Consider the following 25,437-nt stretch of genomic DNA (forward strand, 5'->3'; position numbering starts at 1 on the left):
CTATATATTAGTATATCAATTTTACAATTGAAGCGAAACATATGCGTGATATAATAGAATTGTGAAGAAAAGGACTACGATAAGCACTGCCGGACACGGCTCAAGCGATAAGAAATCTCCGTCAAAACGGATGAACTTATATGCCAATTTGGCGCAGAAACATAAGACAAAAAAAGACAAGGACTCACGCGCACGTGCGGAATATTTGGCAACTTTACCAAAGCATCCCGTAAAGCGATTCTTTTATCGATTACATCCGAAGCGACTAGCGAAATATTGGTTCTCCAAGCGCGGCGGACTAATGGCGCTGAAAATTCTTGGCGTCAGTATTTTGTTGATGCTGCTACTTATCGGCGGAATGTTCGCTTACTTCCGTAAAGACCTCGATAAAATTCGCCCTGGCGAGCTTGCTAAGCGCGTTCAGACGACCGTCACTAAATATTACGACCGCAACGATAATTTGCTTTGGGAAGATAAAGGTACGGGCAATTATCAATTGGTTGTCGAATCTAACCAAATTAGCGACTATCTAAAAAAAGCCACCGTTGCAATTGAAGACCGCGATTTCTATAAGCATCACGGTGTCAGTATTAGCGGTATAATGCGCGCAATGCTCTCAACTGCTTCACGACGCCAAGTTCAAGGCGGATCGACTCTAACTCAGCAGCTCGTCAAGCAAGTCTTCTTCGCAGATGAGGCCGGCGACCGATCAATTAGCGGTATTCCTCGAAAGATCAAGGAAATCATCCTTGCAATCGAAGTTGAGCGCATGTATAGCAAAGACCAAATTCTGTCATTGTATCTGAACGAGTCTCCATACGGCGGTCGTCGTAACGGCGCAGAATCTGCCGCCCAGACATATTTCGGCAAGCACGCAAAGGATCTGACGTTAGCAGAAGCAGCGCTAATTGCCGGTATTCCACAGAATCCAACTTACTATAATCCATATAACACCGCTGGAAATAAGGCTTTAATTGCCCGACAACATACAGTTCTGGACTATATGGCCGAGCAAGGCGTTATTACCAAGGATGAGGCTGAAAAAGCTAAAAAGATTGACATTTTAAGCACGCTTAAACCTCAAACTGAGCAACTAGAAAATATTAAAGCTCCCCATTTTCTACTAATGGTCCGCAACCAGTTGAGTAAAGAACTTGGCGAATCGGTCGTTGGACGCGGTGGATTGACGATTAAGACCACTCTTGACTGGCGAATTCAGGAAAAACTTGAAAATGAAATGAAATCGTTCTTTGCAACTGGTCGACCAGACGCTGTGCGAATTAGTAACGGCGCCGCAACGGTCGAGGATGTTCAGACTGGACAAATCGTAGCGCTTGTTGGTAGCCGTGACTTTAATTATGCCGGTTTCGGACAGGATAATGCCGCAGTTTCCTATATCCAGCCAGGTTCCACGATTAAGTCGCTTGTCTTTGCTCAATTATTTGACAAACACGACAGCAAGCAAGCATACGGTAGTGGCACGGTCTTAGCTGATGAGAACATTGATAAACTGTACGGCGCGACCCTAAGAAACTGGGACAATAAGTTTATGGGTGCCATCAATATTCGAAGAGCACTAGCCTTGTCACGAAACGTTCCTGCAGTTAAAGCAGCTTATATTATAGGTGACGGATCTGCAAAACCAGTCGTCGAAGGAATTCGCAGAATGGGCAACACTAATTATTGCCGCCAAGAAGAAAACACTGGCGGATACGGACTTGGTGCAGCAATTGGAGCATGCGGAACCAAGCAAACTGAACTAGTCAACGCCTACGCTACATTAGCTCGAATGGGTATCCAGAAAGATAGCTCAAGTGTTATTGAGGTGAAAAATAGCCAAGGCGAGACCTTAAAGAAATGGAAAGACGATGGAAAGCAGGTTCTTGATTCGCAATCGGCATACATAGTGAATGATATTTTGTCCGATCGAACTCCTGGACTTCACGGCTGGATGGGCGTCAATGGCGTTCGAACTTCTGCGAAGACCGGTACATCCGACAAAGGCTCGCAGCCAAAAGACCTCTGGATTGTTAATTACAGCCCAGCCCTAGTTATGGGAATGTGGCTCGGAAACTCTGACACCAGCGTAATAGGCACCTCGTCTTCTAACTTCGGTATGCCGGTCATCAGAAGTGTTATGGAGTTCGCTCACACCCAAGTCTATGCCAAAGAAGGTAAATGGAAATCGGGTCAATGGTATCAACGACCAAACGGAATCCAGACTGTCAACGGTGAACTCTACCCGTCATGGTGGAATAAGAGACAAAGCCAATCTACAGAGAAAATCACCTTCGACAAAGTTTCTAAGAAAAAGGCGACAAACTGTACACCAGATGGCGCCAAGGAAGAAATTGAAGTAACGAAGGTTATTGATCCTTTGACCAAGAAAGAATCTATTAGCGTTCCCGCCGGATACGACGCCAATTCTGAAGATGATGTTCACAAATGTGACGACACTAAGCCTCAAATTGGATCAACGTCAGTATCTCGCAGCGGCAATAAATATACTATAAGTGTAGACGTTTCAGCAGGAACTTGGGAGTTAGCTGCAATAGAAATTACCGTTGACGGGAAGAGCATTAAGAGTTCAGAGATCACGTCAGGTGGCAAGCAGACTGCTACTGTAGAGTTTGAAGAAGCCGGAACTCATACAGTTTCCGTAACCGTCAGAGATTCAGCGTACTATACCGCAACTTCAAGCGGCAGTTTCCAATCTAAATAGCCTTACTGCTTATTTACTAAATTAATCAGCTCAGCCTCGTGTTGAGCTGATGTTTTTGAGCGACTATTTGTGCGCTTTTTGGGAACGCTAGCTTTCTGCTTTACAGGTTTTTTCTGCTCAGCCACAAGCTTCGCAAACATCATTTTTCCAGCGTCGGTCTGCAAGCTTCGGATAATCTCAATCTTCTTCGTTTGCCCAATGTAACGCTTGGCATTCTCAACAACCACCATTGTTCCATCTTTCAAATAGCCAACCGCTTGATGAGAGTCTTGCCCCTTCTGCGACAGCTCCAAATCCAGCTCATCGCCAGGTAGATAACTCATCCTCAAACTTTTCGCCAGCTCATTGATATTCAAAACCTTAACGCCGTCAACTTGTGCTACCTTATTCAAATTGTAATCAAGAGTCAGCACTGCTGCACTCATCTCCTTCGCCAATTTCAACAAGCGAGAATCCACACCTTCAGGCACGCGAATATTGTCATCGTAAAGCTCGAATGAAGACTTCAAAATATCCTTAAGCTCCTTCACAACATCCATACCGAATCGCGCCCTTTCACGCTTATCGTGGTCTGCGCCGTCGGCTAATAATTGCAATTCTGTCAATACACTCCTTGGCACAATAATTTTTCCCAATAAAAATCCGGTCTTCGCCAGTTCAGTCACTCGCCCATCCATGAGTACTGACGTGTCAACCAAGATCGGCGCCACGCCCATCGACGAATTTCGTCGCGGTTTTGCCAAGAAATAAACTTCGGCCGCCAAGCCAAGCAACATCGTAATTATTATCAATCCGTAAAAATCTTTCATTTTTCCCTTTCTATTGTAAATAGTCAATCAGCGCCTGTCGCATATCGCTGACGCCTTTTATAAATTTATCTTTATGAACTTTTGGCGCAATCGCATAAGTGAAGCCTAGTTTCTTCGCCTCTTTAATTCGAGCTTGCCAATTCGTTGCCGAGCGAACCTCACCACCCAAACCAATCTCGCCAAACACTACGGCGCCTTCGTCCAGACTTCGCCCAGCGCTAGCGCTAGCAATCGCCATCGCTACAGCCAAATCAGCGGCTGGATCATTTAATTTCAGCCCGCCAACCACATTGACATAAATATCTTTGTCCGCCAACTTCAACTTGGTTCTCTTCTCTAAAACCGCCACCAATAGATTCAATCGATTCAGATCAAAACCACTCGCCGTGCGCTTAGGATAGCCAAAATTCGTTGGATTAACTAGCGCCTGAATTTCCACTAAAAGCGGACGCGCACCTTCCATGGTCGCCAGTACAATTGATCCATCCAGATTCTGCCGCTCTGACAGAAGTTCCGCCGACGGATTCTTCACGATTCTTAGCCCCTGCTCGTCCATTTCAAAAATTGCCGCTTCGTTAGTCGAACCATATCGATTCTTCTGCGTACGAACGACTCGAAAACCGCCATATCGATCGCCCTCAAAATTCAGCACAACGTCCACCAAATGCTCTAATATTTTCGGACCAGCAATTGAGCCCTCTTTAGTGACGTGACCAACCAAAATCACCGCCGTACCCGAAGCTTTGGCGGCACGAATGATTACATTTGACGAGTTGGTGATTTGACTGACAGACCCAGGAGCCGAGGAAATCTCACTGAGAGAAATTGTCTGAACCGAATCGACAATTGCCAGATCATATCCACCTTGCTGAATTGACGCTGCAATATCTTCCGCGCTATTACTGGACGCTAGCTGCATTTTTTCCGAATCAGCCGCACCCAAACGCTCCGCACGAAGCTTCACCTGAGAAACTGACTCCTCGCCGCTTACATATAGCACCGATTTTGCCTTGGCAATATATGCCGCAACTTGCGCCAAAAGCGTACTTTTCCCAATTCCTGGCTGACCCGCCACTAATACCACGCCGCCAACCAAAAATCCACCACCCAAAACAGTGTCCAAATCGTCAATTCCCGTACTTAATCTTTCTAATCCAGACTCAGAGGCAGCTTCACGAATGCTAGACGTTTTCAAGGCTTTGCCGCGCCCGGCAGATTTATCAACAACAGATGACCCGCCAGAAGAAACGACCTGCTCGACTAGCGAATTCCATTCCCCACAATTTTCACACCTGCCAGCCCACTTTGAAAAACTAGCCCCGCACTGCTGACAAACAAATTGACTTCTAGCTTTCGCCATTATTTCGCCCCCTCCAAACTATCCAAACTTTTATTCAATTCATCAATCTGCACTCCCAACTCCCTGAGTCGCAAAACATCAGAATTGTAAGAATTGATCTCAGAATTCAAATTGACACGCCTTTCGTTCAATTTCGAAAGCTCCACCTTCAGAGCTTGACGTTGACTATAAAAATCACTCTGCGACAAAAATCCACCACTCATGCCCGCTCGCCGATTAAAGTCCGCCACGCGATTATTAAAATTCGTCAAATCAGTTGAATATTGTGATAATTCTCTATTTAATTTTTCCTTTCGAACCTTCAATGATTCACTCAACTTCTGCGCTTCATTTTCTCTGGATTCAAATTTTTCTTGATATTGCATGTGCAATTTCACCACTTCGGATCTATCAGTAAAATATCGTCGATAATACCCTTCCAGCTCGTTGCCCAAATCGGCAAATTCCGTCCCTAAAATCGAGTGTAGCTCGTTAGCTCTCGTTCCAGGTTGTGCGCGATTATAATATTCCATTCGCTCGGACAATTTCTTATTTTTCACATTATTATAGGCCCGCTCCAAAAGCTCACTCAAATGAGATTTTTCCGACTCACTCAGCCTTTCCCAGGCAGCGTGCAACATCTCATGCGCTGCCGTCACTTCTTTCACGCCATCAAGCTCAGAATTAGTTACGTTATAAATATAAATATCTCTAGACGACGGATTGTAACAACCCAAAATTGCGTTTCCCTTTTCCACACGCCGACAATCTTCATTGAACTCGTTTGCTGATTTAATTTGCGGATTAGAAACATAGAACATTTTCCTGCCAGTGTCTGACATCTTTACGCGATCAGCAATAGCGACAATTTCCGCACTCGGCTTATATTGCCACAGCGTAATCTCATCAATAATTTGCTGACGATTCATCATCACAAAAACCGCAGCAGAAAGTACAATTATCGGCGTGAGGACGCTGAATATTTTACGCATGATTGACATTAATCACCACCTTATTATTATCAATTTTAGCCTCCAGCGTGTCGCCAGGTTTTGCCTTATTGGACAATAAAACATCACTCAACGGATCCGCCAACTCCGACTGAATTATTCGTCTTAAAACTCGCACGCCGCGCTGCTCATCAAATCCCCGATCAATCAACCAACGCTTCGCCGAAGAAGTAATATCAAGCGTCATTCCATGTTGAGCGACGGCCTTGACCAAATCAGACGTGAGATTGTCAAAAATCTTTCGCACGATCGAGCGAGACAACGGCTTAAATGTAATCACGTTATCAAATCTACCAATCAATTCTGGACGCAAAAACTCCTCAAGCTCACGCAGAGCGGCACGCGAATTTTTCTCGTGACGATTTTCGCTAGCCGACTTTTTCTGCCCAGACACGCCAAATCCCAGCTCCGAATCCTGAATCATTTGCTCGGCGCCGACGTTGCTCGTCAAGATAATAATCGTCTGCCGAAAACTCACCGTTCGCCCGTGAGAATCACTTAACTTGCCGTCCTCCAAAATCTGCAAAAGCAGATTCAGAACGTCGGGATGTGCCTTTTCAATTTCATCGAACAATACCACACTATACGGTCGACGACGAACTCTATCCGTTAATTTCCCGCCATCCTCATAGCCAACATAACCAGCCGGCGCACCGACAAGACGACTAGCCGTGTGACGCTCGGAAAACTCACTCATGTCAATTTTAATCAAGCTATCATCACCGCCAAAAACTTCTCGCGCCAGAACTCGCGCCAATTCCGTCTTACCAACTCCAGTCGGACCCAGAAAGATAAATGACCCAAGCGGCCCACTCTGACGATTTAGCCCAGCTTTATTGCGACGAATCGCGCGTGCCAGCTGTTCAATCGCTTCATTCTGACCAAGAACGCTTTGACTCAGTCGCTTCTCCAGGCGGATCAAATCCTTCATCTGATTTAACGATAATCTGTCAATCGGAATATTCGTCATCGCCGAAACTGCCCGACGCAAATATTCATCAGTCAACACCGGCTCATCACTGGCTTCATCTCTCAGCGCTTCGGCTTGCAACTCCAATTGCCTCATTTGCATCTTAAACTCTGCGGCCTTTTCGTAATTTTCAGCCTCGACCGCGGCGTCAATTTTCCCAGCCAATCGCTTAATTTGGCGAGCTAACTTATCCTTACGCGATAATTTTATTGGCGAGCTAGACTTCAATAAACTCGCCGCCTCGTCAATCACGTCGATCGCTTTATCTGGTAAAAATCGCTCCGTCACGTAACGCTGACTCAAATCCACTGCCTCAGTCAGCATCTCGTCAGGAATTTGAACTTGATGATGCTTAGCTAATTTTCCTCTCAAACCTCGCATCATTTCCACCGCCTCTTCCGATGATGGTTCATTGACTGTCACCGACTGGAAGCGCCGTGACAACGCAGCATCTTTTTCGATATGTTTTCGATATTCATCAAACGTCGTCGCGCCAATTAATCGCACCTCGCCTCGCGACAACGCTGGCTTCAATACATTCGCTGCGTCCATCGAGCCTTCAGCCGAACCAGCGCCAACCAACAGATGCAACTCGTCAATAAACAAAATAACTTCTTGATGTTTTTTGGCGACCGCCAAAACTTTTTGCAATCGCTCCTCAAATTGCCCGCGATATTTCGTCCCAGCAATCATCGCCGTCAAATCCAGTTGAAAAAGTCGCTTACCCTTCAAAAATTCGGGAACTTTATTATCAGCAATCCTCTGTGCCAAACCCTCAACGACCGCAGTTTTACCGACGCCAGGTTCGCCAATTAGCGCTGGATTATTCTTGCTACGCCGACCCAAAATCGTGATCATTCGCTGAATTTCCAACGCTCGACCAATCACCGGATCCAAAAATCCTTCGCTAGCACGCCGCGTCAAATCGACACCGAATTTCTCCAAAACTCGCAAATCGCCAGAATTTTTACTTGCCTTACTGCGTTCACTCTGCAGAGATTCAAACTGCTGTTTATCAAACACATCTTCCAAACTTCCACGCAGATTGTCAATGTCAACGTTCATATCCCGCAGCAATTTAGTCGCTCGCGCCTCGTGCTGCTGCAGCATTCCATAAACGATATGTTCCGTGCCAATTTTTTCCTGCCCAAATTCAACCGCTAATTGCCAGGCAATTCTTATCAATTCAACAACTTCAGTGCTCAAACCCTTACTTACAATCGTAATCACCAGCGGCTTCGCGGTCAGGTTCAACGCCATTTCCGCACGATCCAAAGTTACGCCATTTTCCGCCAAAATCTTTGCGCCCAATGACGAATTTTGAGCCAGCACACCAAGCAAAATATGCTCCGTGCCAACATATTCACTTCCCTCATTATGCGCCAGAAAACCAGCTCGCTCCAAACTGGCTCGAGCCGTTTCCGTCAGCCGAGGTTCTAATTCAGAAAAATCTTCTGGCATATCGCCCTCCTTTCGTTTTCGGCGATTTGCAGAAGGCGGCTTATTCCGCCACCTCCTCAACTACGCTCATCAAGCTATCCTCAATATTCTTTCGAAGTTTTGGCTCCGCCTTAACGGGAGTTTTTGCTTCGATGTCTAACTCGTAGCCAGTCAATCGACTTGCCAAGCGAACATTCTGTCCAGCGCGACCAATTGCTATTGATTGCTGATCTTCGCTAACATAAACCGTCGCACGCTTTTCATCTTCATCGACAGTCACACTCAAAACCTCTGCCGGGCTCATCGCATTAGCAATAAATCCAGCCGCATCTTCCTCATATGGAATAATGTCAATTTTTTCCTGCTCGCCAATTTCATTCATCACAGCCTGAACGCGGGCACCGTGGCCACCAACAAACGTACCAACTGGATCAACGCCAGGAAGCGCCGAAGAAACCGCCAATTTAGTTCGGCGACCAGCTTCGCGAGCGATTGCCTTAATCTCAACCGCACCAGTTTCCATCTCTGGAACTTCTTGATTGAACAGGAATCGCACAAATTCTTCATTGCCGCGGCTAAGAATCAATTGCGGACCGCGACCTTCGCGCTCAATGTCCTTAATATAAACCTTAATTCGACGACCAACGCCGTAATATTCGCCAGGAATTTGCTCGCTCTGAGGCATAATTCCGACAGCCTTGCCCAGCTCAATTCGCACAACACGTGACTCAACTCGCTGAACCGTACCAATAACAACCGTACCGATTTTATCCTCAAATTCCGCCAGAACAACTTCACGCTCGGCCTCGCGCAAACGCTGCAAAATCACTTGCTTAGCAGTCTGAGCCGCAACTCGACCAAAAGTCGTCACGTTATGAGTTTCCATCACAACTTCACCGCCAAGTTCAGCCGCAGGATCTATCTCCTTAGCTTCCTCTAGGTCGATTTGATTGGCGTCATTCTCAACTTCTTCAACAACAGTTTTAACAACCGACACGACGGCCGTACCGTTATTGACATTCAAGCTTGCACGAACCAACTGATCTCGCGTACCATTATCACGGCGCCAAGCCGCCGCAATCGCCTGTTCAATCACGCTCAAAACTGTTTCTTCTGGCAAGTTTTTTTCCTCAGCAATCGTACGCACTGCCAACGTCAACTGCTTAATATTCAAGTCTTCCATTACATTCTCCTTCTTATTAATTATATCTTTTTCCGTCTCAAACTTCCATAAACGAAAAACTCCGACCTGCCGGCCGGATTAGTACTTTCCTATTGTATCGGAAAGATTCTATTCTGTCAATCCAATTCTTTTCGCCAAAGAGATAAACATTTCTTAGTGGATGGCGATATTTGGTCAAATCCAATTCTCTGGTAAAATCCTTCAGCAGATTTCAAGGAATACAATTCGATAACACGCGCATCCGGATATTCTCCAGCTAAAGCCGCAATAGCCGCTCGCCCAATTCCTCGATTACGTGCAACTTTACTAACAAAAAGATCTTCTATCGTAATCTTATATCCATCGAGACAGGCAGTCACAAGTCCAAATGACAACTCATCAGAAGTATCGACAACAAAAACATCACTACAGTAATAATTATTCATACCCTCTATGTAACCTATTAAAGCCCCCTTCGCATCGGTCATAGAGTCGCAGCCTGAGGTATATTCTACATAAGCAGGAACTGCCCGATTCAAAACCTCGTCGTCATCTACCGATAATTTAGTAAGCCTCACCTCAGGACTCATACTGAAACTTTAACATGTGAAATGTATTTTGTCAATTTACTTCAGTACACTTTTCCAGAATGCCTGACATCGCGCTTTTTTCAGCTTCCGTTACCCACAAGCGATATCGTCGCTTTATTGCTATCTGGCGCGCTACATACTGACAACGAAACGGCTTATTGCTCGGCAGCCAAGTCGCCGCGTCGCCGTCACCTTTGGCTTGGTTCGCTGGACCATCAACCGCCAACAGATTTAACGGATCATTCGCCAACTTCTCTCGTTCTTCTGGAGATATTTGTTGTGCGCCCTTTTGCCAAGCATCGCTCAAAGCCACGACGTGATCAATCTGAACCTTAGAACTGGTTTTTTCGCCGCGCTGAAATTGGATTGTTTGACCAGTGTACGGATCATTCAATACACCCGACAAAACTCGACATTTTTCATCAATTTTCTCATCTATCAAATCTCGCGCCAGAATCACTTCCCGCACAGAGCAGCCGTTAATTTTGCCCCAGCCGTTGCCGAATTGCTTTCTGGAATAGCCAGTCTTTGGCGCACGCCCTTTAACTTCTATCTTTTCCAATTCCGCTTTGGCATTCGAATTGCCAAATAATTCTCGTTGTGTTGAAGTTTGAATTGTCTGAGGTTCGGGTTGTGAAATTCGCGAAGCCCAAACCGCCACACCAGCCACCAAAATTACCAGTGCAATCACCACTTGCCGACGTCGTATTTTATTCACCCTCATGACTGTATTATAATTAAACTATGACTAAAGTTCCACGCCTACTTGACACATTCACACCAAATTATTACAACCTAACTCTCGATTTAACACGCGCCGAGGAAAAAGAATTTTCTGGCACAGTTATCATTTCTGGCAATTCCACCAGCGAATCAATTTTGCTACATTCCAAAGGCTTAACAATTCAATCAGCCACAATCGACGATCAGCCCGCCGGCGTCTCATTTGGTGAGTTTGACGAATTGAGATTATCTCAGCCGAACCTTAAAAACGGAAATCACACAATTCACATCATTTTTTCCGGAAATATTACCGACGCAATGCACGGCTTGTATCCTTGTTATTTCACTCACGACGGCATTAAAAAACAACTTTTCGCTACTCAATTTGAATCGCATCACGCCCGCGAAGTTTTCCCTTGCGTTGACGAACCAGCCGCCAAAGCTGAATACGATTTGACGTTAATAACTCGCCCAGGGATAACAGTTTTGGGAAATATGCCCGTAAAAAGCGAAGAAGAAAATGATGATTCTCTCACGACAACATTTGAGAAAACACCGCGAATGAGCAGTTATCTTCTGGCTTTTGTCATCGGTGAATTGCACAAAAAATCCGCTCGCACCAAATCTAGTGTCGAGGTCAACGTCTGGGCGACACCAGCTCAGAATGAAAATACCTTAGATTTTGCGTTAGACATCGCCACTCGCTCAATTGATTTTTATGACGAATATTTCGGCGTCAAATATCCATTGCCAAAATCCGATCACGTCGCCCTTCCCGACTTTTCGTCTGGCGCAATGGAAAACTGGGGATTGATTACTTACCGCGAAAGTTGTTTACTTGCGGACCCAGAATTGACCCCAGAATCATCCAGGCGATTTATCGCGACCGTAATTGCGCACGAGCTTAGCCATCAATGGTTTGGCAATCTCGTTACCATGAACTGGTGGAATGATTTATGGCTCAATGAAAGCTTTGCCAATATGATGGAGTACGTGGCGATTGATGCATTACACCCCGAATGGCGCATGTGGGAAGATTTTGCCACGAATGAAGTAACAGCCGCACTTAGAAGAGACAGCTTAGATGGCGTTCAATCCGTTCAAGCCGACGTCAATCATCCAGACGAAATCAGCACATTATTTGACCCGGCGATTGTTTATGCTAAGGGCGGACGACTGCTTGTTATGGTCAGGAAGCTTATTGGCGAAGAGGCATTTCGCGCTGGACTTAAATCATATTTTGAAAAATTCGCGTATAAAAACACTGTCGGAAATGACCTGTGGCAAGAATTAGAGTTGGCGAGCGGTCAGCCAATTGTCAATCTAATGAACACTTGGATTTCCCAACCTGGCCTTCCTGTCGTATCAGTTTCAAATAGTCACGACACCGCGATTTTAAGTCAGGAACGATTCTTCATCGGCGAGCACCAACCATCTGACGCATTATGGCCGATTCCATTATTCGCAAACCAGCCACTTGATGTAAAAATCTTGAATCAAAAAGAAACCACCGTTTCCATTGAAAAGCCATTACAATTAAACTGTGGCTTAAGCGCCCACTTCGTCACCAAATATGACGAATCCTCTCGCGAATATTTATTGAAGAACATTACAGAGTTGCCAACCCTGGATAAGATTTGTATCTTACAGGACGTGACAATACTCGCCCGCGCTGGATTTGAAAACTCGGCGTCACTACTTCCATTGGCATTGTCGCTAAAAACCGAAACCAACGAAAAAGTCTTCGGTATGGCGGCTGGCGCCTTGACGGAACTGCGAAAGTTCGTAGACGATAATGACGCCGCCAGAGATTCATTAAAGAAAATTTCTGGAGAATTTGCGCATGCCACATTTAAGGAATTAGATTGGGATGAAAAAGCTGGAGAATCGGACGACGACCGCGAACGACGCACCACGGCTCTGAGTTTGATGATTTATAGCGAAGATAAAGAAGTTTTGAACGAGGCAAAAACGCGTTTTGATAGTAATAAATTGGAAGACTTACCGACAGAAATTCGAGCTTTAATTATCAGCGCAAACGTGAGACATTTCGAGACGACAGAGATGATTGATAATCTCTTTGCTGCATATAAGAACACGCCGTCAAATGACCTGCAGAATGATATTGCAATTGGACTAACTTCCACCAAAAACCCTGAAACAGCAGAAAAAATTCTTGCCAATATTAAAGATTCCAATATTATCCGCCCGCAAGACGCCAGCCGTTGGTTCGTGTATTTGATTCGGACCAGAGAAAGCCGCCAGATTGCTTGGAATTGGCTAAAAGAAAACTGGGCATGGGTCGAAGAGAAATTTGGTGATGACAAAAGCTATGACGATTTTATTCGCTATGCTGCCACAGCCCTATTGACAACCGACGAACTTGACGACTTTCGACAATTCTTTGAGCCGATGGAAAATATTCCAGCCCTAACCAGAACGATTAAGTTGGGGATTACAGAAATTAAAGCACGCACTGAGTTGATTGAGCAAGATAAGGCGGATGTGCTCTCTGCTTTGCAAACAACACTGTGATATATTATGCCACATTTTTGACAAAATCTATTGACATTTTATCCTATTAGTGATATAAATATATTAGCTTTTGTTGATGGAACAAATGTTTTGTCCGAAAGCGCACCTTGACAAGTTGAGAGAGTTTATAAACCGGAGGTGAGATTTTGCGATATTTTAAGAAGTATCCCGAAACCTCATCTTCGGTCGTTCGCCATCCGGGCGTCGATCAGTGTTTTTTAACACGAGCGTCCGCTCGGATGAGGAGAGAGTACTGACATGCCGACTTTTATTACGGATGAAGTTAAAGCCCTCTTCAGGGAACAACACGGCAAGGGGGAGACAGACGCTCACGAGATCGCCGCATTCCTCGACGATAATCATATCAAGGAGGTGTGCGAGCGTGTCAAGGAAGCAGTCGTCGACCAGTACCTTCGTACGGGCGACAAGATTACTTATGTGCAAGTTGACGACCCCTTGTCAACGCAAGCTGTCGCAATGAGCGAGGAGTGTCACAACACACTCCTCGCCGCCCTCAAGTCCCTCGAGGATAGCACCGAAAATGTAGTCCTCAGAGGAGGACGCGAACCCGCACCTTGGAGAGCCTCCATGGACGGACATATTGCCGTTTACTTCTCCTGGAAGTAGACTACGATCAAGCGAACATGGCGAGTCCGTAGAGATTCGCAGCTCTCTCACTTGTCAGTTCGCTCCATAGATGTGTGTCTATGCTGATGAGTCGGAAACGACGAAAGCGAACAATTTATTCCAACACCACACACTCTTTAGCTACGGGCGGATTTCCATCAACAGAAATTGCCAGCATTTGCATATCACAGCCTTCATACTGCGTATTTTTGGCAGTGAACATCTCTGCAGAAAAACGCATTTGCTGCTGTTTTTTATTTGTAATCGCCGCCAAGCCATCGCCGAAATCGTCATTTTTACGATATTTGACCTCTGTAAAATATAAAACATTATCTTTTTTGCTAACAATATCAATTTCGCAATACCGCGTCCGCCAATTCCGTTCTATAATTTCATGACCATCGCCTACCAACCAATCCGCCGCCGCTTGCTCACCTTTATCACCAATTTGACGCGTCGTGTCTTTTTGCTGGTTTTTAGATTTTCTATCGTCAGACGCATTTTGCGAATTCGCCCCAGTATTAGCGTATTTAGCCAACGGCGCAAAACTCAGCCGATGTAGCGGAGTTACGCCCAGATTATCAATAGCCGCTCGATGCTTCGCCACGCCATAGCCAACGTGCGAAGAAAAATCATATCCTGGATAAACATTATCCTGCTTCGCCATGAATTTATCGCGAGCCACTTTAGCAATAATCGACGCCGCCGAAACGCTCGGAATCAGACCGTCGGCTTTCGCTATAATTGTTACATACTTTTCTAGCGGTGTACCCGCCAAAAAATTGACCGTCCCATCGATAATAATTTCATCAAACGTCGAGCCATTTTTCTGACATTTCGCTTGGATTTCTTTGACTGCACGCCGCGTTGCCAGCTTAAGCGCCTCGCTCATCCCTATTTCATCCAGTTCCTCAGCAGAAACCCAGCCCAATGCCCAAGCCGACGCTTGCTCGCGAATTTCCTCATCGAGCAATTCACGTCGTTTTTTGGTCAATTTTTTACTATCATCAAGCCCTTCAATTTCAGCGCCGCCCAAAACCACCGCGCCAATCACCAACGGTCCAGCCCACGCGCCGCGCCCGACTTCATCAATTCCCAGAATCACCAGACAATCTTCCCTTTTTCGTCATAAAATCCGCAATAATCCAGCCAATCCAAATTGTTGTCGCGCCTAATGTATTCGCCAAAATATCCCAATTCGTGTCGTCCAATTTTATGCTCGCCAAGCCCACTTTGACCATAAATAATTCCGCCAGTTCGTTAATGCAGCCCAACGCTGAAACTAAAGCAAATACTGAAAACGCCATCACCAACCAGTGCGCCCGCCATTTCATCGACGAAACCAAATACACCCAGAACAGCCCCGTAAATAGACCGCCACCCACAAAGTGAGTCGTAAAACTAGTGTCCTGTCCGTCAATTAACGGCGATGGCAAATACCAAGATATGAAAAACAACAAACACGCTACGTAAAGTAGCCAGCGATATTTTTTCTCATTATCAAAGCCGTTTTTCTTCAAAACATAAGGAGCCGCCACAACCAAAGTCGTCGGAACAAGGACGGATATATAATGAAATATTGCCATATTGAGATTATAACATGAGAAAACCGCCCCAGATTAAGAGACGGTTTTATGATTAACCAATTGACAATTACGCGTCTTTATGGCGAGCTGCAACTTCAGCAGCCTTAGCGTCAAGCTCTGCCTGAGCGGCATCTTTTTCAGCTTGTTTTGCAGCAGCAGCCTGAGCAGCTTCTTCCTTCAAGCGTTCAGCTTCCGCTTCTGCCTTAGCGTCATGAATATCATTAACAGCAGCACGATCGAAATTCTTAGCCGTCAAGCGAGCTGACTTACCGCTACGCTGGCGAAGGAAGCTTAAGAACTTGCGGCGAACCTTAGCACGACGAGCAATCTCAATCTTCTCAATCAGTGGACTGTGCATCAAAAATGACTTTTCAACGCCAACGCCTGAAGCAATTTTTCGAACAGTAATGCGTGATGTGTGTGATTTTTTATTATCGGTGCGGATGACAACACCCTCGAACATCTGAATACGCTCTTTGTTGCCTTCCTTAATTTTCTGGTAAACGCGAACTGTGTCACCGCTGCGAGCATCGACAACTGCTTGCTTTTTTTGTGCTTGGTTGATTTTGTTGATTAACTCAAAACTCATAATTTTTCCTATCTTCCGAACTCGCTCCGACTGGCCACGCAGTTGTACCTCTGCGGCTCCACATCAAACAAGGCTCGAATATTTAACTCTCGTACAATTACATAAGATAATAACACAAATCTGAAGAAATATCAATTAAATAAAATTGGGGTATAATATAGCTATGGATTACAATAAATTAGCACTCGAACTACACGAAAAATACAAAGGTAAAATTACGACTAGCCTCAGAGATAAAGAAGAGCTTAATCGCGACAAACTTAGCGCTTATTACAGCCCTGGCGTCGGCGCAGTTAGCCAAGCAATTTCCGAAAATCCAGCAGATTTGCCAAAATACACTTGGACAAACAATCTAGTCGCCGTAATCTCAGACGGCTCAGCAATTTTAGGCTTAGGTAATTTGGGACCAAAAGCCGCCATGCCAGTCATGGAAGGAAAAGCTTTGCTATTTAAGCATTTTGCCGATGTCGACGCCATGCCAATTGTGTTAGACGTTCACGAACCAGAAGAAATTATTGCCACCGTTAAAGCCATTGCGCCAAGTTTCGGCGCCATCAACCTTGAGGATATTGCCGCACCAAAATGCTTTGAGATTGAAGAGCGATTGAAGGCGGAATTAGATATTCCAGTCTTCCATGACGATCAACACGGCACGGCTGTCGTTGTATTAGCGGGCTTAATTAACGCCGCTAAATTGACAGGACGAAACCTGGCAGATTGCAAATTCGTGGTCATTGGCGCAGGCGCAGCTGGTACGGCAATCATCAAATTGTTAAATCTTTACGGAGCAAAAAACATCGTAGCGGTGGATAGTCGAGGAATTGTCGGAAAATCACGCACAGACTTGAACGCTGAAAAAACCGCACTATTGGAATATGTTGATGCATCGCAATCTGGCTCAATTGAAGACGCCATCACCGACGCAGACGTATTCATCGGCGTATCGCGCGCAGGACTTCTCACTCCAGAATTAGTCCAAAAAATGGCGAAAGATCCAATCGTATTTGCACTAGCAAATCCTGTTCCAGAAATTATGCCAGACGTCGCCAAAGAAGCCGGCGTCGCAATCATTAGCACGGGTCGCAGCGACTTTCCAAACCAGGTCAACAACTCTCTGGCCTTCCCTGGAATTTTCCGCGGCGCATTAGATCACGGAGTTAAGAAAATCACCGATCAGCACAAATTAGCGGCTGCCGAAGCACTAGCTAACTTGGTCGAAAATCCAACCGTCGATAAAGTCGTCCCAACCGCATTTGATGAGGGTGTTGTTGAAGCTATTGCGAATGTCATTAGATAAGCCTAAGCACCAGCACCGTACTTAGCCGCATCACGAGAGTTTCCATTTATAAACAGAGATACTAACGATTCCTGATTTTGTTTGTCGCAAGCTCCTAAGAATAAAACTACTTCAGTCACTCCAGCTTCCTGAAGAGATTTTTTAGTATCACTTTCATCGGGCATATCTTCAACGCTGATTTTTGACACATAAACCCTCTTGGCGTTATGCGTTTGGTCTTTCCAGGCGTAAATTATAAACGGATAAAGCTCTTTTAATCTGTTATTTAAGCCAACTGGCAAACCGACAGACTTATCTTCTGAAGTTGCTACATATTTAGCAGCCATAATTAATTTATCCTTAATAACGGGCAGAATACTTCGTTTCTTCCTGTCATTTTCATATCCAGTCATTTTATGTTCAACCTTTTTAGCCTCTTCAGTGCGCGCGTCAATTACTGCGGCTACAGTACCGCCACCACCACGCTCAACATGCAGTACATCTACAATAGAATCTTCTTTAAGCCACGGAAACGTCTCGCTATCAAGTATCACAGCATCTCCCGCCTTCAATCCAATCTCTACTGGCCGAGAGTCTTCTTCAGCTCTCGACTTCGGTTTGTTTGACCTTTTCTTCTTGGTGGCTTTCCTCAAAGATTCACCCACAATTGCAGGCGCCACTTCATAGCTATTCAATTTCTCCGAAAGCACCCTCAGGGCGTTGTCTAAAACCCCACTCAGATGCTCTTTAGCCATAGATTCAGCAAGGCTACGAACCACTGGACTGTTTTCCTTAATTGCCGCTTCTTTATACTGCTTGGCTAGTTCCTCTTCGCTTGGCAATTTTATGGATTTTATAAACTCAAGAACACTGTTGGCAAATTTTAAATCACCCTCAGGATTAATACCATTACATTCCTCATCTTCAACCTCCTTAAGTTTCCGACGTTTAAAGTCTTCCAAGAAACTACTCAACTTCATCTTGCCATCATTACCTGGAATGTATTCAGGTCTAGTAATTGTAAAATCATCAGGTAAACCAAAAGCCCCATCCTTAGTAAGGCTCTTAGTCACAGCCTCCCTTGCCTCTGCGATAAAGTCCATATATTCACTATCTGCAAGTTCAGGACTAATTATTTTATTAGCATGCTGCCATCGTCTTACATCGGGAATCGCATACTCTTCAGCTTGGCAAAATTCTGGAATATTCACTTCCGCCAGATTTTCGGGAAAAACTACACTAAGATTTTCCCTTATAAATTTCTCGTATGTTCCATTAAATATACTTCTTAACGATTCTTTGACTTCCTCTATATCAAAATCTATCTCTATACAGTCTGGAAGATTGTTATACTCCTCCTCAATTTGTTGAAATAACTCAAGAACCTTCTCGTAAGCTTCTTGACATTCACCGCGCAACTCCTCACCTTCAACAAGAAACGGTACATGCTTAATAATAAACTCTACATAATCTATAATTTGACTTATGTAGTTTTTATTAAGATCTTCTGTATGAGATAGTTCACCTTTAACAACATAACCATCCCGTTGTCTTTCGCTCATAAACTAATATTTTATCAGTTTATGGCCATAAAGTCAATTATATTACTCTGTTAACTTCCTCTAACGTCGTTTCGCCACGAAGAGCCGCCAGTACGCCAGCCTGAAGTAACGTCACCATGCCGTCTTCTTTTGCGACCTTTTCAATCGCTTCCGTATGAACATCCTCAACATCGCCGCGCAGGAACTTCTGAATATTCTCGCTTACAACCAACTGCTCCATTACCGGAATTCGCCCCTTATAGCCGAACGGCACGTCATCTGTCGGCACTGCACGCCAAAGCTTAAACGTATCCAAATCTGGGCAATCAACATTCTCTGGCAAATCCTTCAAGACCTCCTTCACCCACTTACGGGTCGCCTCATCTGGCTCATATTCTTCCTTGCTATCATCCCACAATCTTCTCACTAGTCGCTGTGCAATAACCAGCCGAACCGCCGAGCTAAAAATCGGGTTTTGCCCAATCATATCGATCATACGACTAAACGCCGCCGCAGTCGAATTGGCGTGGAAACTGGACAACACTAGATGTCCCGTAATTGACGCCTGAATCGCAGTCTTCGCAGTTTCATTGTCGCGAATCTCACCAACCATCACTACATCTGGATCAAGACGCAAAACACTACGTAGCCCATCTGCAAACCTCTGTCCATTTGTCGTATCAATTGGAATCTGAGCAATCCCAGGAATCGTATTTTCTACAGGATCTTCCAATGTAATAATCTTTCGATCCTGAGTATTAAGAGCGTTCAAAATACTATATAACGTCGTGGATTTTCCTGAACCAGTAGGACCAACCATCAACAACATCCCGCGCGGATGAGAAATAACTTCATCGATTTGCTCGCGCTCTTTCTTTGAAATGCTCAAGAGATCCAAGTTCAACATTGACTCATCAAAGTTAAACAATCGAAGTACCAGATCCAAGCCATACACCGTCATCACGGCTTCCACACGCAAATTCAGCACGTGCGATGCGCCATCTCTATGAATTTCCTGCTGCATATGCCCAGATTGAGGCTCTCTTGAAGCAGTAGAAATATTCGCACGCGACGCCAAAGTCGCCATAATAACTCGATATCTGTCTCTGCTAAGCTCCGCCACCGTATGCAAAGCTCCGTCAACACGCATACGAATTCGAATCGATTCACGCTGATTTTCAATGTGAATGTCTGACGCGCCCAACAAATCCGCTTGGTCAATCAAATAATTAAACACGTCATTCGTGCCTACGGAAGCTAAAGTCTGCGTAACCTGCGCCAGAGTATCGCTATCACCCTCCTTAGCAATTTCGATGTTATCATAAATCACTTTTTTTGGCGGATCAAACCTAAGCATAATTGACCGAAACGCCGAACCAGAAATTAAGAAGAAGAAGATTCGCTTGCCATTCTCAGTGTACTGGCTTTGCATTTGCTTCATCAACGATTCAGAAGTTTGCGACGTAACACCAAATCTATAAGACTGGTCTTCCTCATTAAAAGCCAGCGGAACCAGCCGACCCTTATACATCTCTTCTATCGTTAAAACACCCTTAAGCAAAGGTAAAGTCTCTTCAAATTCCCGCCCATCAAGATATTGAAGTCCTAAAATTGACGCTCGACGACGAGTAGCTTCCTCATCTTGCTCACGGCGTCGCGCCTGAATTTTATCTTCGTCCATATGAAAATTATACCAAAAAGCTTACGGTTTGACGAGTGATATAATAGTAATATGAATCCAGAAATTACTCTGTTAGTTCATAATATTCGCTCGACGCATAATGTTGGGGCAATTTTTCGCACAGCCGAAGGATTTGGTATAAAAAAGATTATTCTTAGTGGTTACACGCCGTATCCAGAATTGAGTTTATGCAGCAAGGCACCTGTTTGTGCGCTTATTGATGGAGAAATTCGATCTAAAGATCCTCGCCTGCCGCATATTCGCGAAAAAATTACTAGCCAAATTCATAAAACTGCTTTGGGTGCGGAAAGTTTGGTGCCATTTGAGTTTTACGAAGATATCAATGACTGGATTGAGAAAAATAAACAAACAGAAAACTTGCCAATTGTTGCGCTAGAACAATCAAAAGACAGCGTGATGCTATCAGAATTTCAGCCGCCTGAAAAATTTGCGCTGTTACTTGGAGAAGAAGTCCACGGAATCACGCCAGAACTTTTGGATAACTGCGATTTCACTGTAGAAATCCCGATGTTTGGCCAAAAAGAATCATTCAACGTATCGGTCGCAACAGGAATTGCGCTGTTCGGACTGATTTTTCCGAGAATGAAATAATCTCAACAACGAATGAATAAATCCCTCAAGTCTGCTTATTGACTTTATTAAACATATGTGTTATATTTATATGAGCTTTCTCTGGAATCCCCCAGAGAAGGTAGTCCCTGCATGGAAGGTAGTACAAATGATGGATCTCGCCATGGTTATCACGACCGCAGCGATCATATACCTGGCCACATGGTCACTGTACTCCCACGACAAGATGTCGGGAGTCGTATCATCGATCCTGGCTGCGATGGCGGCAATAATATTGGTGGTAGAAATCACAGCTTACGCAGTGATTTTCCTTCCAGTATTGCCTTGGGAAGTGTCAGCCGCAGTTTTTACAGCTGCTACCACACTGTTCATTGCATGCGCGTTAGCGCGTGTAAACGGACGCAGTAAGTTACTGCGGGGCAAGTCCCGCTGACAGATGATTAGTTAGCCCGCCAGAGCAACCAGCTCCGGCTGAGGCTCTGTCAGCGGGCTAACTATCACTTTAGAACTACACACTCTTCACCCAGAGTGTTTTTTAATTGGCTTAATAAATTGTCATTGGCATCCACCTTAAACGGCAGGCGCATGGCTGATTTTTCTTTCTCGCCCAGCACCAAAACCACATCAGTCGTGCCAGCATTCTCGCCGCAAACAGACTTCATTTTCACCAAACGCGAATGATCATTCGGGTCTTTAATATACACAAATAACTTTGAAGCGGGAATTTCTGGCGCAACATTAACAGGCGCCGAATGAGTTTTTGGCTGTGGTTTGGCGGCATCATTCTTTACGGCAGACTTCGGAGAAATTCCATTTTTCTGATTACGATAAGCTTCACGGCGCTCTTTTTTAACGGCAGAGCTAATTTTTGGCGCATCCATTTTACGGCCAGTCGACTCATAGCCATTGATATCGTTATCCGTAATCACAATAATGTCATCGGCAATTAGTTTACTTTCATTACCCAGATTTCCGTCACGATCTCGAGCTGAATTCTTACCAGAAACTCGAATTACTGCGTCCTGAACCAGCTTAGCGCCAACTTTTTCATACAGATTCGGAAAGACAATTATTTCGCCCTCGCCGAATTTATCCTCAATTCCTACGAACGCCATCTTCGAACCGCTTTTTGTGACAATTGTACGAACGGTGCTAATAATTCCTCCGACCGTCATCATTCGACTATCGTACTCAGGAACTAATTGCGTCAATGGTTGAGTTTGCTCGCTCAAATATGTTTCATATCTATCAAGCGGATGCGCCGAAATATACAGCCCCAGCAGTTCCCGCTCCCACATTAAGCGCTCTTTATCGTCGTGTTTCACAGGAGCCTTCTGGAGATGAAGAGTCGATTGTACGCTCGCTGCGTCATCGCCACCCAACATTCCGAATAAGTTTGTCTGCCCACTGGCGGCTTCTTTTTGGAGCTTGGACGCAAATGACGTAATAGAATCCAGATTGAATAGCAAATCAGATCGATCGCCCATATCATCAAACGCACCAGACTTAATAAGCGACTCCCAGGCTTTTCTGTTGAACTTGCTGGTTGAAACGCGCCTAGCAAAATCCTCAACCGACGTAAACGGACCATCTTCACGCGCCCGCAGAACTTCCTCGACCGCACCAACACCAACACCCTTCACCGCCGACATTCCGAAACGAATTTTATTCTCATTCGGCACCACAGCAAATTCAACGAATGATTCATTTATATCAGGACTCAGCACACTAATTCCCATGTGCTTACACTCAGTGATTTCAATTGCCAGACGATCAGTGTCATCATGGTCGCTGGTCATAAGCGCCGCCATAAACGCGTCAGGATAATGTGCCTTCAAATAAGCCGTCCAATAGGCAATCAAACCATAACAAGCGGCATGCGACTTATTGAAACAATAGTTAGCGAATTCTTCCAGCTGAGTCCAGAACGTTTCCGCAATTTCCTTAGTTGCACCACCAACTTTAACCGCACCTTCGACGAATTCAGGCTTGACCTTTTTCATCAAGTCAATTTTTTTCTTACCAACGGCCTTACGCAATGTGTCAGCCTGACCACCAGTAAATCCGCACCATTCCTTAGAAATCTGCATAAACTGCTCCTGATAGACCAAAATTCCGTAGGTATTTTTCAGCGAGTTTTTCATTCCGGGATGCAAGTAAGTTATCTCTTCTTCGCCGTGTTTACGTCTAATAAAACTGTCAATAAACTGCATCGGACCCGGACGATAAAGAGCCACCATAGCAATAATATCTTCAAACGTAGTCGGCTTTAGTCCGCGCAAATATCGCTTCATTCCCGCCGATTCCAACTGGAATACGCCAGTCGTGTCGCCACGCTGAAACAGCTCATAGGTCTTTTTATCATCAAGCGGCAACTCCGAAAGGTTAATTTCTTTCTTGTAAGCTTTTCGGATAATCCTCATGGCGTTATTAATAATCGTAAGGTTCGAAAGTCCCAAAAAGTCCATCTTCAATAGGCCCAACTCTTCAACCTCGCCCATCGGGAACTGAGTTGCCACCACACCCTTTTGCGCCATTTCAAGCGGAATATAATTGACCAGCGTATCTGGCGCGATCACCACACCACAAGCATGAACGCCGTGGCTACGAATCGTCCCCTCCAACTGAATTGCATAATCCAAAACTTCCTTCGCGGTCGGATTATTCTCATACTCATTCCGAAGATCTGCATCTTCTTTAATACTCACAGATAACGGAATATGTCGCCCTTGGTTTGGCGGCGGAACCAACTTCGCCAAGCGGTCGCTCTCGGCGTACGGAACCTCCAAAACCCTAGCCACGTCACGCACCGCCATACGACCAAACATCTTACCAAACGTTGCGATATTACTGACATGATCTTCGCCATATTTTTTTGCACAATATTCAATCACCTCGTCGCGACGTGTATCCTGAATATCGACGTCAATGTCGGGCATAGAAATACGATCAGGATTAAGAAATCGCTCAAACAGCAAACCATATTTTAGAGGGTCAAGATCTGTAATATTCAGTGCATACGCAATAATCGAGCCAGCCGCACTACCGCGCCCAGGCCCAAAAACAATTCCCTGCGATTTTCCCCAGTTGATAAAGTCCTGGACAATCAAGAAGTATCCCTCATAGCCCATATTACCCATCACACCAAGCTCCATCTTAGCGCGCTCACGAACCTCCTCGGATAACTGAGGGATAATTTCGTCAGGATCCAACTTTTCAGCCTCCTCCTTCGAAGCTCCATTGTAACGCTGCAATAAACCTTGATATGTCAATTTAAGCAGGTATGAATGTTCATTCTCGCCGTCTGGCAATGGATATTTTGGAATAAGAATTCGCCCAAGCTCAATCTCAACGTCACAGCGATCAGCTATTTTTTTCGTGTTGCGAATAACTTCAGGAAATTCCTCGCCCCAGTGATCAATAATATCGCGCGGATCCGTCAAGTGAAGCTCAAAATCCTTCAAGCTCATTCGCTTTTCATCACTGAGATACGATCCCGTCCCAACACAAAGCAGAATCTCGTGCGCGTCTTGATATTCGTGCGTCAAATAGTGACCATCACAAGTCACCACCATTTCAATATCAAGCTCTTTTGAAAGCTTAATCAAACCCTCGTTGATCTTCGCCTGCACATCCCAGTGCGTGTTCGACTTCGGGTGACCATGGTCCTGTAGCTCCAAATAATAACGATCCCCCAAAATCGACTTATACCATTTGGCAATATCACGAGCGCGATCATAATCATCTTCTTTCAGTGCCACGCCAATTTCACCGCTCGCGCAACCACTCAGAACGATAAGGCCTTCATTCAACTCCTCCAAAAGTTCATGATCAATTCGTGGCTTATAATACATTCCCTCCAGATTGGCACGCGTCGACAACTTCATCAGGTTGTGAAAACCCGTGTTATTCATCGCCAGCACAGTCAAGTGAAAACGCTGCTTATCTTTGCCTGGATCGCGATCAAATCGTGAACGAGTTGCCACATAAGTTTCAATTCCGATAATCGGCTTAATTCCCGCTTTTTTGGCGGTCTTGTAATAGTCCAAAATACCACTCATCGTGCCGTGATCAGTTACGGCCGCAGCCTCCATTCCGAGTTCCTTAACCTTATCGACCAAGTCATTAATCTTAGTCAATCCGTCCAGCACCGAATGAAAAGTGTGATTATGAAGATGCACGAAATCCGACGGTTTCAAAGCCGCCGACGATGATTGTTCGCTTGTCCCCTCAGTCATTAATAACA

General features: G+C 45.0%; 18 protein-coding genes. 5 read left to right on the top strand and 13 right to left on the bottom strand.

Features of this window, described 5'->3' with window-relative positions:
• Positions 1 to 61 precede the first annotated feature (61 nt).
• The gene (locus LR957_RS01950) at positions 62 to 2,722 is read left to right on the top strand and encodes a transglycosylase domain-containing protein (protein WP_232272683.1); all 2,661 of its coding nucleotides are present in this window, start codon (positions 62 to 64) and stop codon (positions 2,720 to 2,722) included.
• 2 nt (positions 2,723 to 2,724) lie between these two features.
• On the opposite strand, the gene LR957_RS01955 is transcribed toward LR957_RS01950, so the two are convergent.
• The 7 genes from LR957_RS01955 to LR957_RS01985 form a co-directional block, all read right to left on the bottom strand.
• Positions 2,725 to 3,531 carry a PIN/TRAM domain-containing protein gene (locus LR957_RS01955; protein WP_232272684.1) on the bottom strand — a complete coding sequence of 269 codons (807 nt, stop codon included), beginning with the start codon at positions 3,529 to 3,531 and terminating at the stop codon, positions 2,725 to 2,727.
• Between the two features lie 10 nt (positions 3,532 to 3,541).
• Entirely contained in the window at positions 3,542 to 4,891 is a 1,350-nt protein-coding gene (radA, locus tag LR957_RS01960; RefSeq protein ID WP_232272685.1) for a DNA repair protein RadA, read from the bottom strand.
• Positions 4,891 to 5,871, bottom strand: coding sequence for a GumC domain-containing protein (locus tag LR957_RS01965; protein WP_232272686.1), 981 nt, complete (start codon positions 5,869 to 5,871; stop codon positions 4,891 to 4,893). The genes radA and LR957_RS01965 overlap by 1 nt, the downstream gene beginning before the upstream one ends.
• The gene (locus tag LR957_RS01970) at positions 5,855 to 8,311 is read right to left on the bottom strand and encodes an ATP-dependent Clp protease ATP-binding subunit (protein ID WP_232272687.1); all 2,457 of its coding nucleotides are present in this window, start codon (positions 8,309 to 8,311) and stop codon (positions 5,855 to 5,857) included. The genes LR957_RS01965 and LR957_RS01970 overlap by 17 nt, the downstream gene beginning before the upstream one ends.
• 40 nt (positions 8,312 to 8,351) lie before the next feature.
• A complete protein-coding gene (nusA, locus tag LR957_RS01975; RefSeq protein WP_232272688.1) occupies positions 8,352 to 9,473 on the bottom strand; it encodes a transcription termination factor NusA in 1,122 nt (373 codons plus the stop codon).
• 116 nt (positions 9,474 to 9,589) lie between these two features.
• On the bottom strand, positions 9,590 to 10,042 hold the full coding sequence (locus LR957_RS01980; RefSeq protein ID WP_232272689.1) for a GNAT family N-acetyltransferase: 453 nt from the start codon (positions 10,040 to 10,042) through the stop codon (positions 9,590 to 9,592).
• 31 nt (positions 10,043 to 10,073) lie between these two features.
• Complete coding sequence (locus tag LR957_RS01985) at positions 10,074 to 10,766, bottom strand: HNH endonuclease family protein (RefSeq protein ID WP_232272690.1); 693 nt, start codon at positions 10,764 to 10,766, stop codon at positions 10,074 to 10,076.
• 20 nt (positions 10,767 to 10,786) lie between these two features.
• Between LR957_RS01985 and LR957_RS01990 the strand changes: the two genes are divergently transcribed.
• Together LR957_RS01990 and LR957_RS01995 are read left to right on the top strand one after the other, a co-directional pair.
• Complete coding sequence (locus LR957_RS01990; RefSeq protein WP_232272691.1) at positions 10,787 to 13,300, top strand: M1 family metallopeptidase; 2,514 nt, start codon at positions 10,787 to 10,789, stop codon at positions 13,298 to 13,300.
• 258 nt (positions 13,301 to 13,558) lie between these two features.
• The gene (locus LR957_RS01995; RefSeq protein ID WP_232272692.1) at positions 13,559 to 13,927 is read left to right on the top strand and encodes a hypothetical protein; all 369 of its coding nucleotides are present in this window, start codon (positions 13,559 to 13,561) and stop codon (positions 13,925 to 13,927) included.
• A 115-nt stretch (positions 13,928 to 14,042) separates the two neighbouring features.
• Here LR957_RS01995 and rnhB read toward each other — a convergent pair whose 3' ends face one another.
• The 3 genes from rnhB to rplS all read right to left on the bottom strand — a co-directional run bounded on the left by rnhB (position 14,043) and on the right by rplS (position 16,102).
• A complete protein-coding gene (rnhB, locus tag LR957_RS02000; protein WP_232272693.1) occupies positions 14,043 to 15,032 on the bottom strand; it encodes a ribonuclease HII in 990 nt (329 codons plus the stop codon).
• Complete coding sequence (locus tag LR957_RS02005; RefSeq protein ID WP_232272694.1) at positions 15,016 to 15,513, bottom strand: hypothetical protein; 498 nt, start codon at positions 15,511 to 15,513, stop codon at positions 15,016 to 15,018. The genes rnhB and LR957_RS02005 overlap by 17 nt, the downstream gene beginning before the upstream one ends.
• Before the next feature lie 67 nt (positions 15,514 to 15,580).
• Positions 15,581 to 16,102, bottom strand: a complete 522-nt coding sequence (gene rplS / locus LR957_RS03665; RefSeq protein ID WP_445082931.1) for a 50S ribosomal protein L19 — start codon at positions 16,100 to 16,102, stop codon at positions 15,581 to 15,583.
• A 163-nt stretch (positions 16,103 to 16,265) separates the two neighbouring features.
• On the opposite strand from rplS, the gene LR957_RS02015 reads away from it, so the two are divergent.
• On the top strand, positions 16,266 to 17,399 hold the full coding sequence (locus LR957_RS02015; RefSeq protein ID WP_232272695.1) for an NAD(P)-dependent malic enzyme: 1,134 nt from the start codon (positions 16,266 to 16,268) through the stop codon (positions 17,397 to 17,399).
• A 2-nt stretch (positions 17,400 to 17,401) separates the two neighbouring features.
• Here the strand turns inward: LR957_RS02015 and LR957_RS02020 are convergent, their stop codons facing one another.
• Positions 17,402 to 18,940 (bottom strand): hypothetical protein, encoded by a 1,539-nt coding sequence (locus LR957_RS02020; RefSeq protein WP_232272696.1) that lies wholly within the window; start codon positions 18,938 to 18,940, stop codon positions 17,402 to 17,404.
• A 37-nt stretch (positions 18,941 to 18,977) separates the two neighbouring features.
• Complete coding sequence (locus LR957_RS02025) at positions 18,978 to 20,600, bottom strand: GspE/PulE family protein (protein WP_232272697.1); 1,623 nt, start codon at positions 20,598 to 20,600, stop codon at positions 18,978 to 18,980.
• Between the two features lie 51 nt (positions 20,601 to 20,651).
• Here LR957_RS02025 and LR957_RS02030 point away from each other — a divergent pair, with 51 nt between their 5' ends.
• Positions 20,652 to 21,212: a TrmH family RNA methyltransferase gene (locus LR957_RS02030; protein WP_232272698.1), complete on the top strand. Its 561-nt coding sequence runs from the start codon at positions 20,652 to 20,654 to the stop codon at positions 21,210 to 21,212.
• A gap of 476 nt (positions 21,213 to 21,688) precedes the next feature.
• On the opposite strand, the gene dnaE is transcribed toward LR957_RS02030, so the two are convergent.
• Positions 21,689 to 25,429, bottom strand: a complete 3,741-nt coding sequence (gene dnaE, locus LR957_RS02035) for a DNA polymerase III subunit alpha (protein ID WP_232272699.1) — start codon at positions 25,427 to 25,429, stop codon at positions 21,689 to 21,691.
• Positions 25,430 to 25,437: the final 8 nt, after the last annotated feature.

This window comes from Candidatus Nanosynbacter sp. HMT-352 (genome assembly GCF_021222645.1).
In the GTDB taxonomy this organism is placed as follows: Bacteria; Patescibacteriota; Saccharimonadia; order Saccharimonadales; family Saccharimonadaceae; genus Nanosynbacter.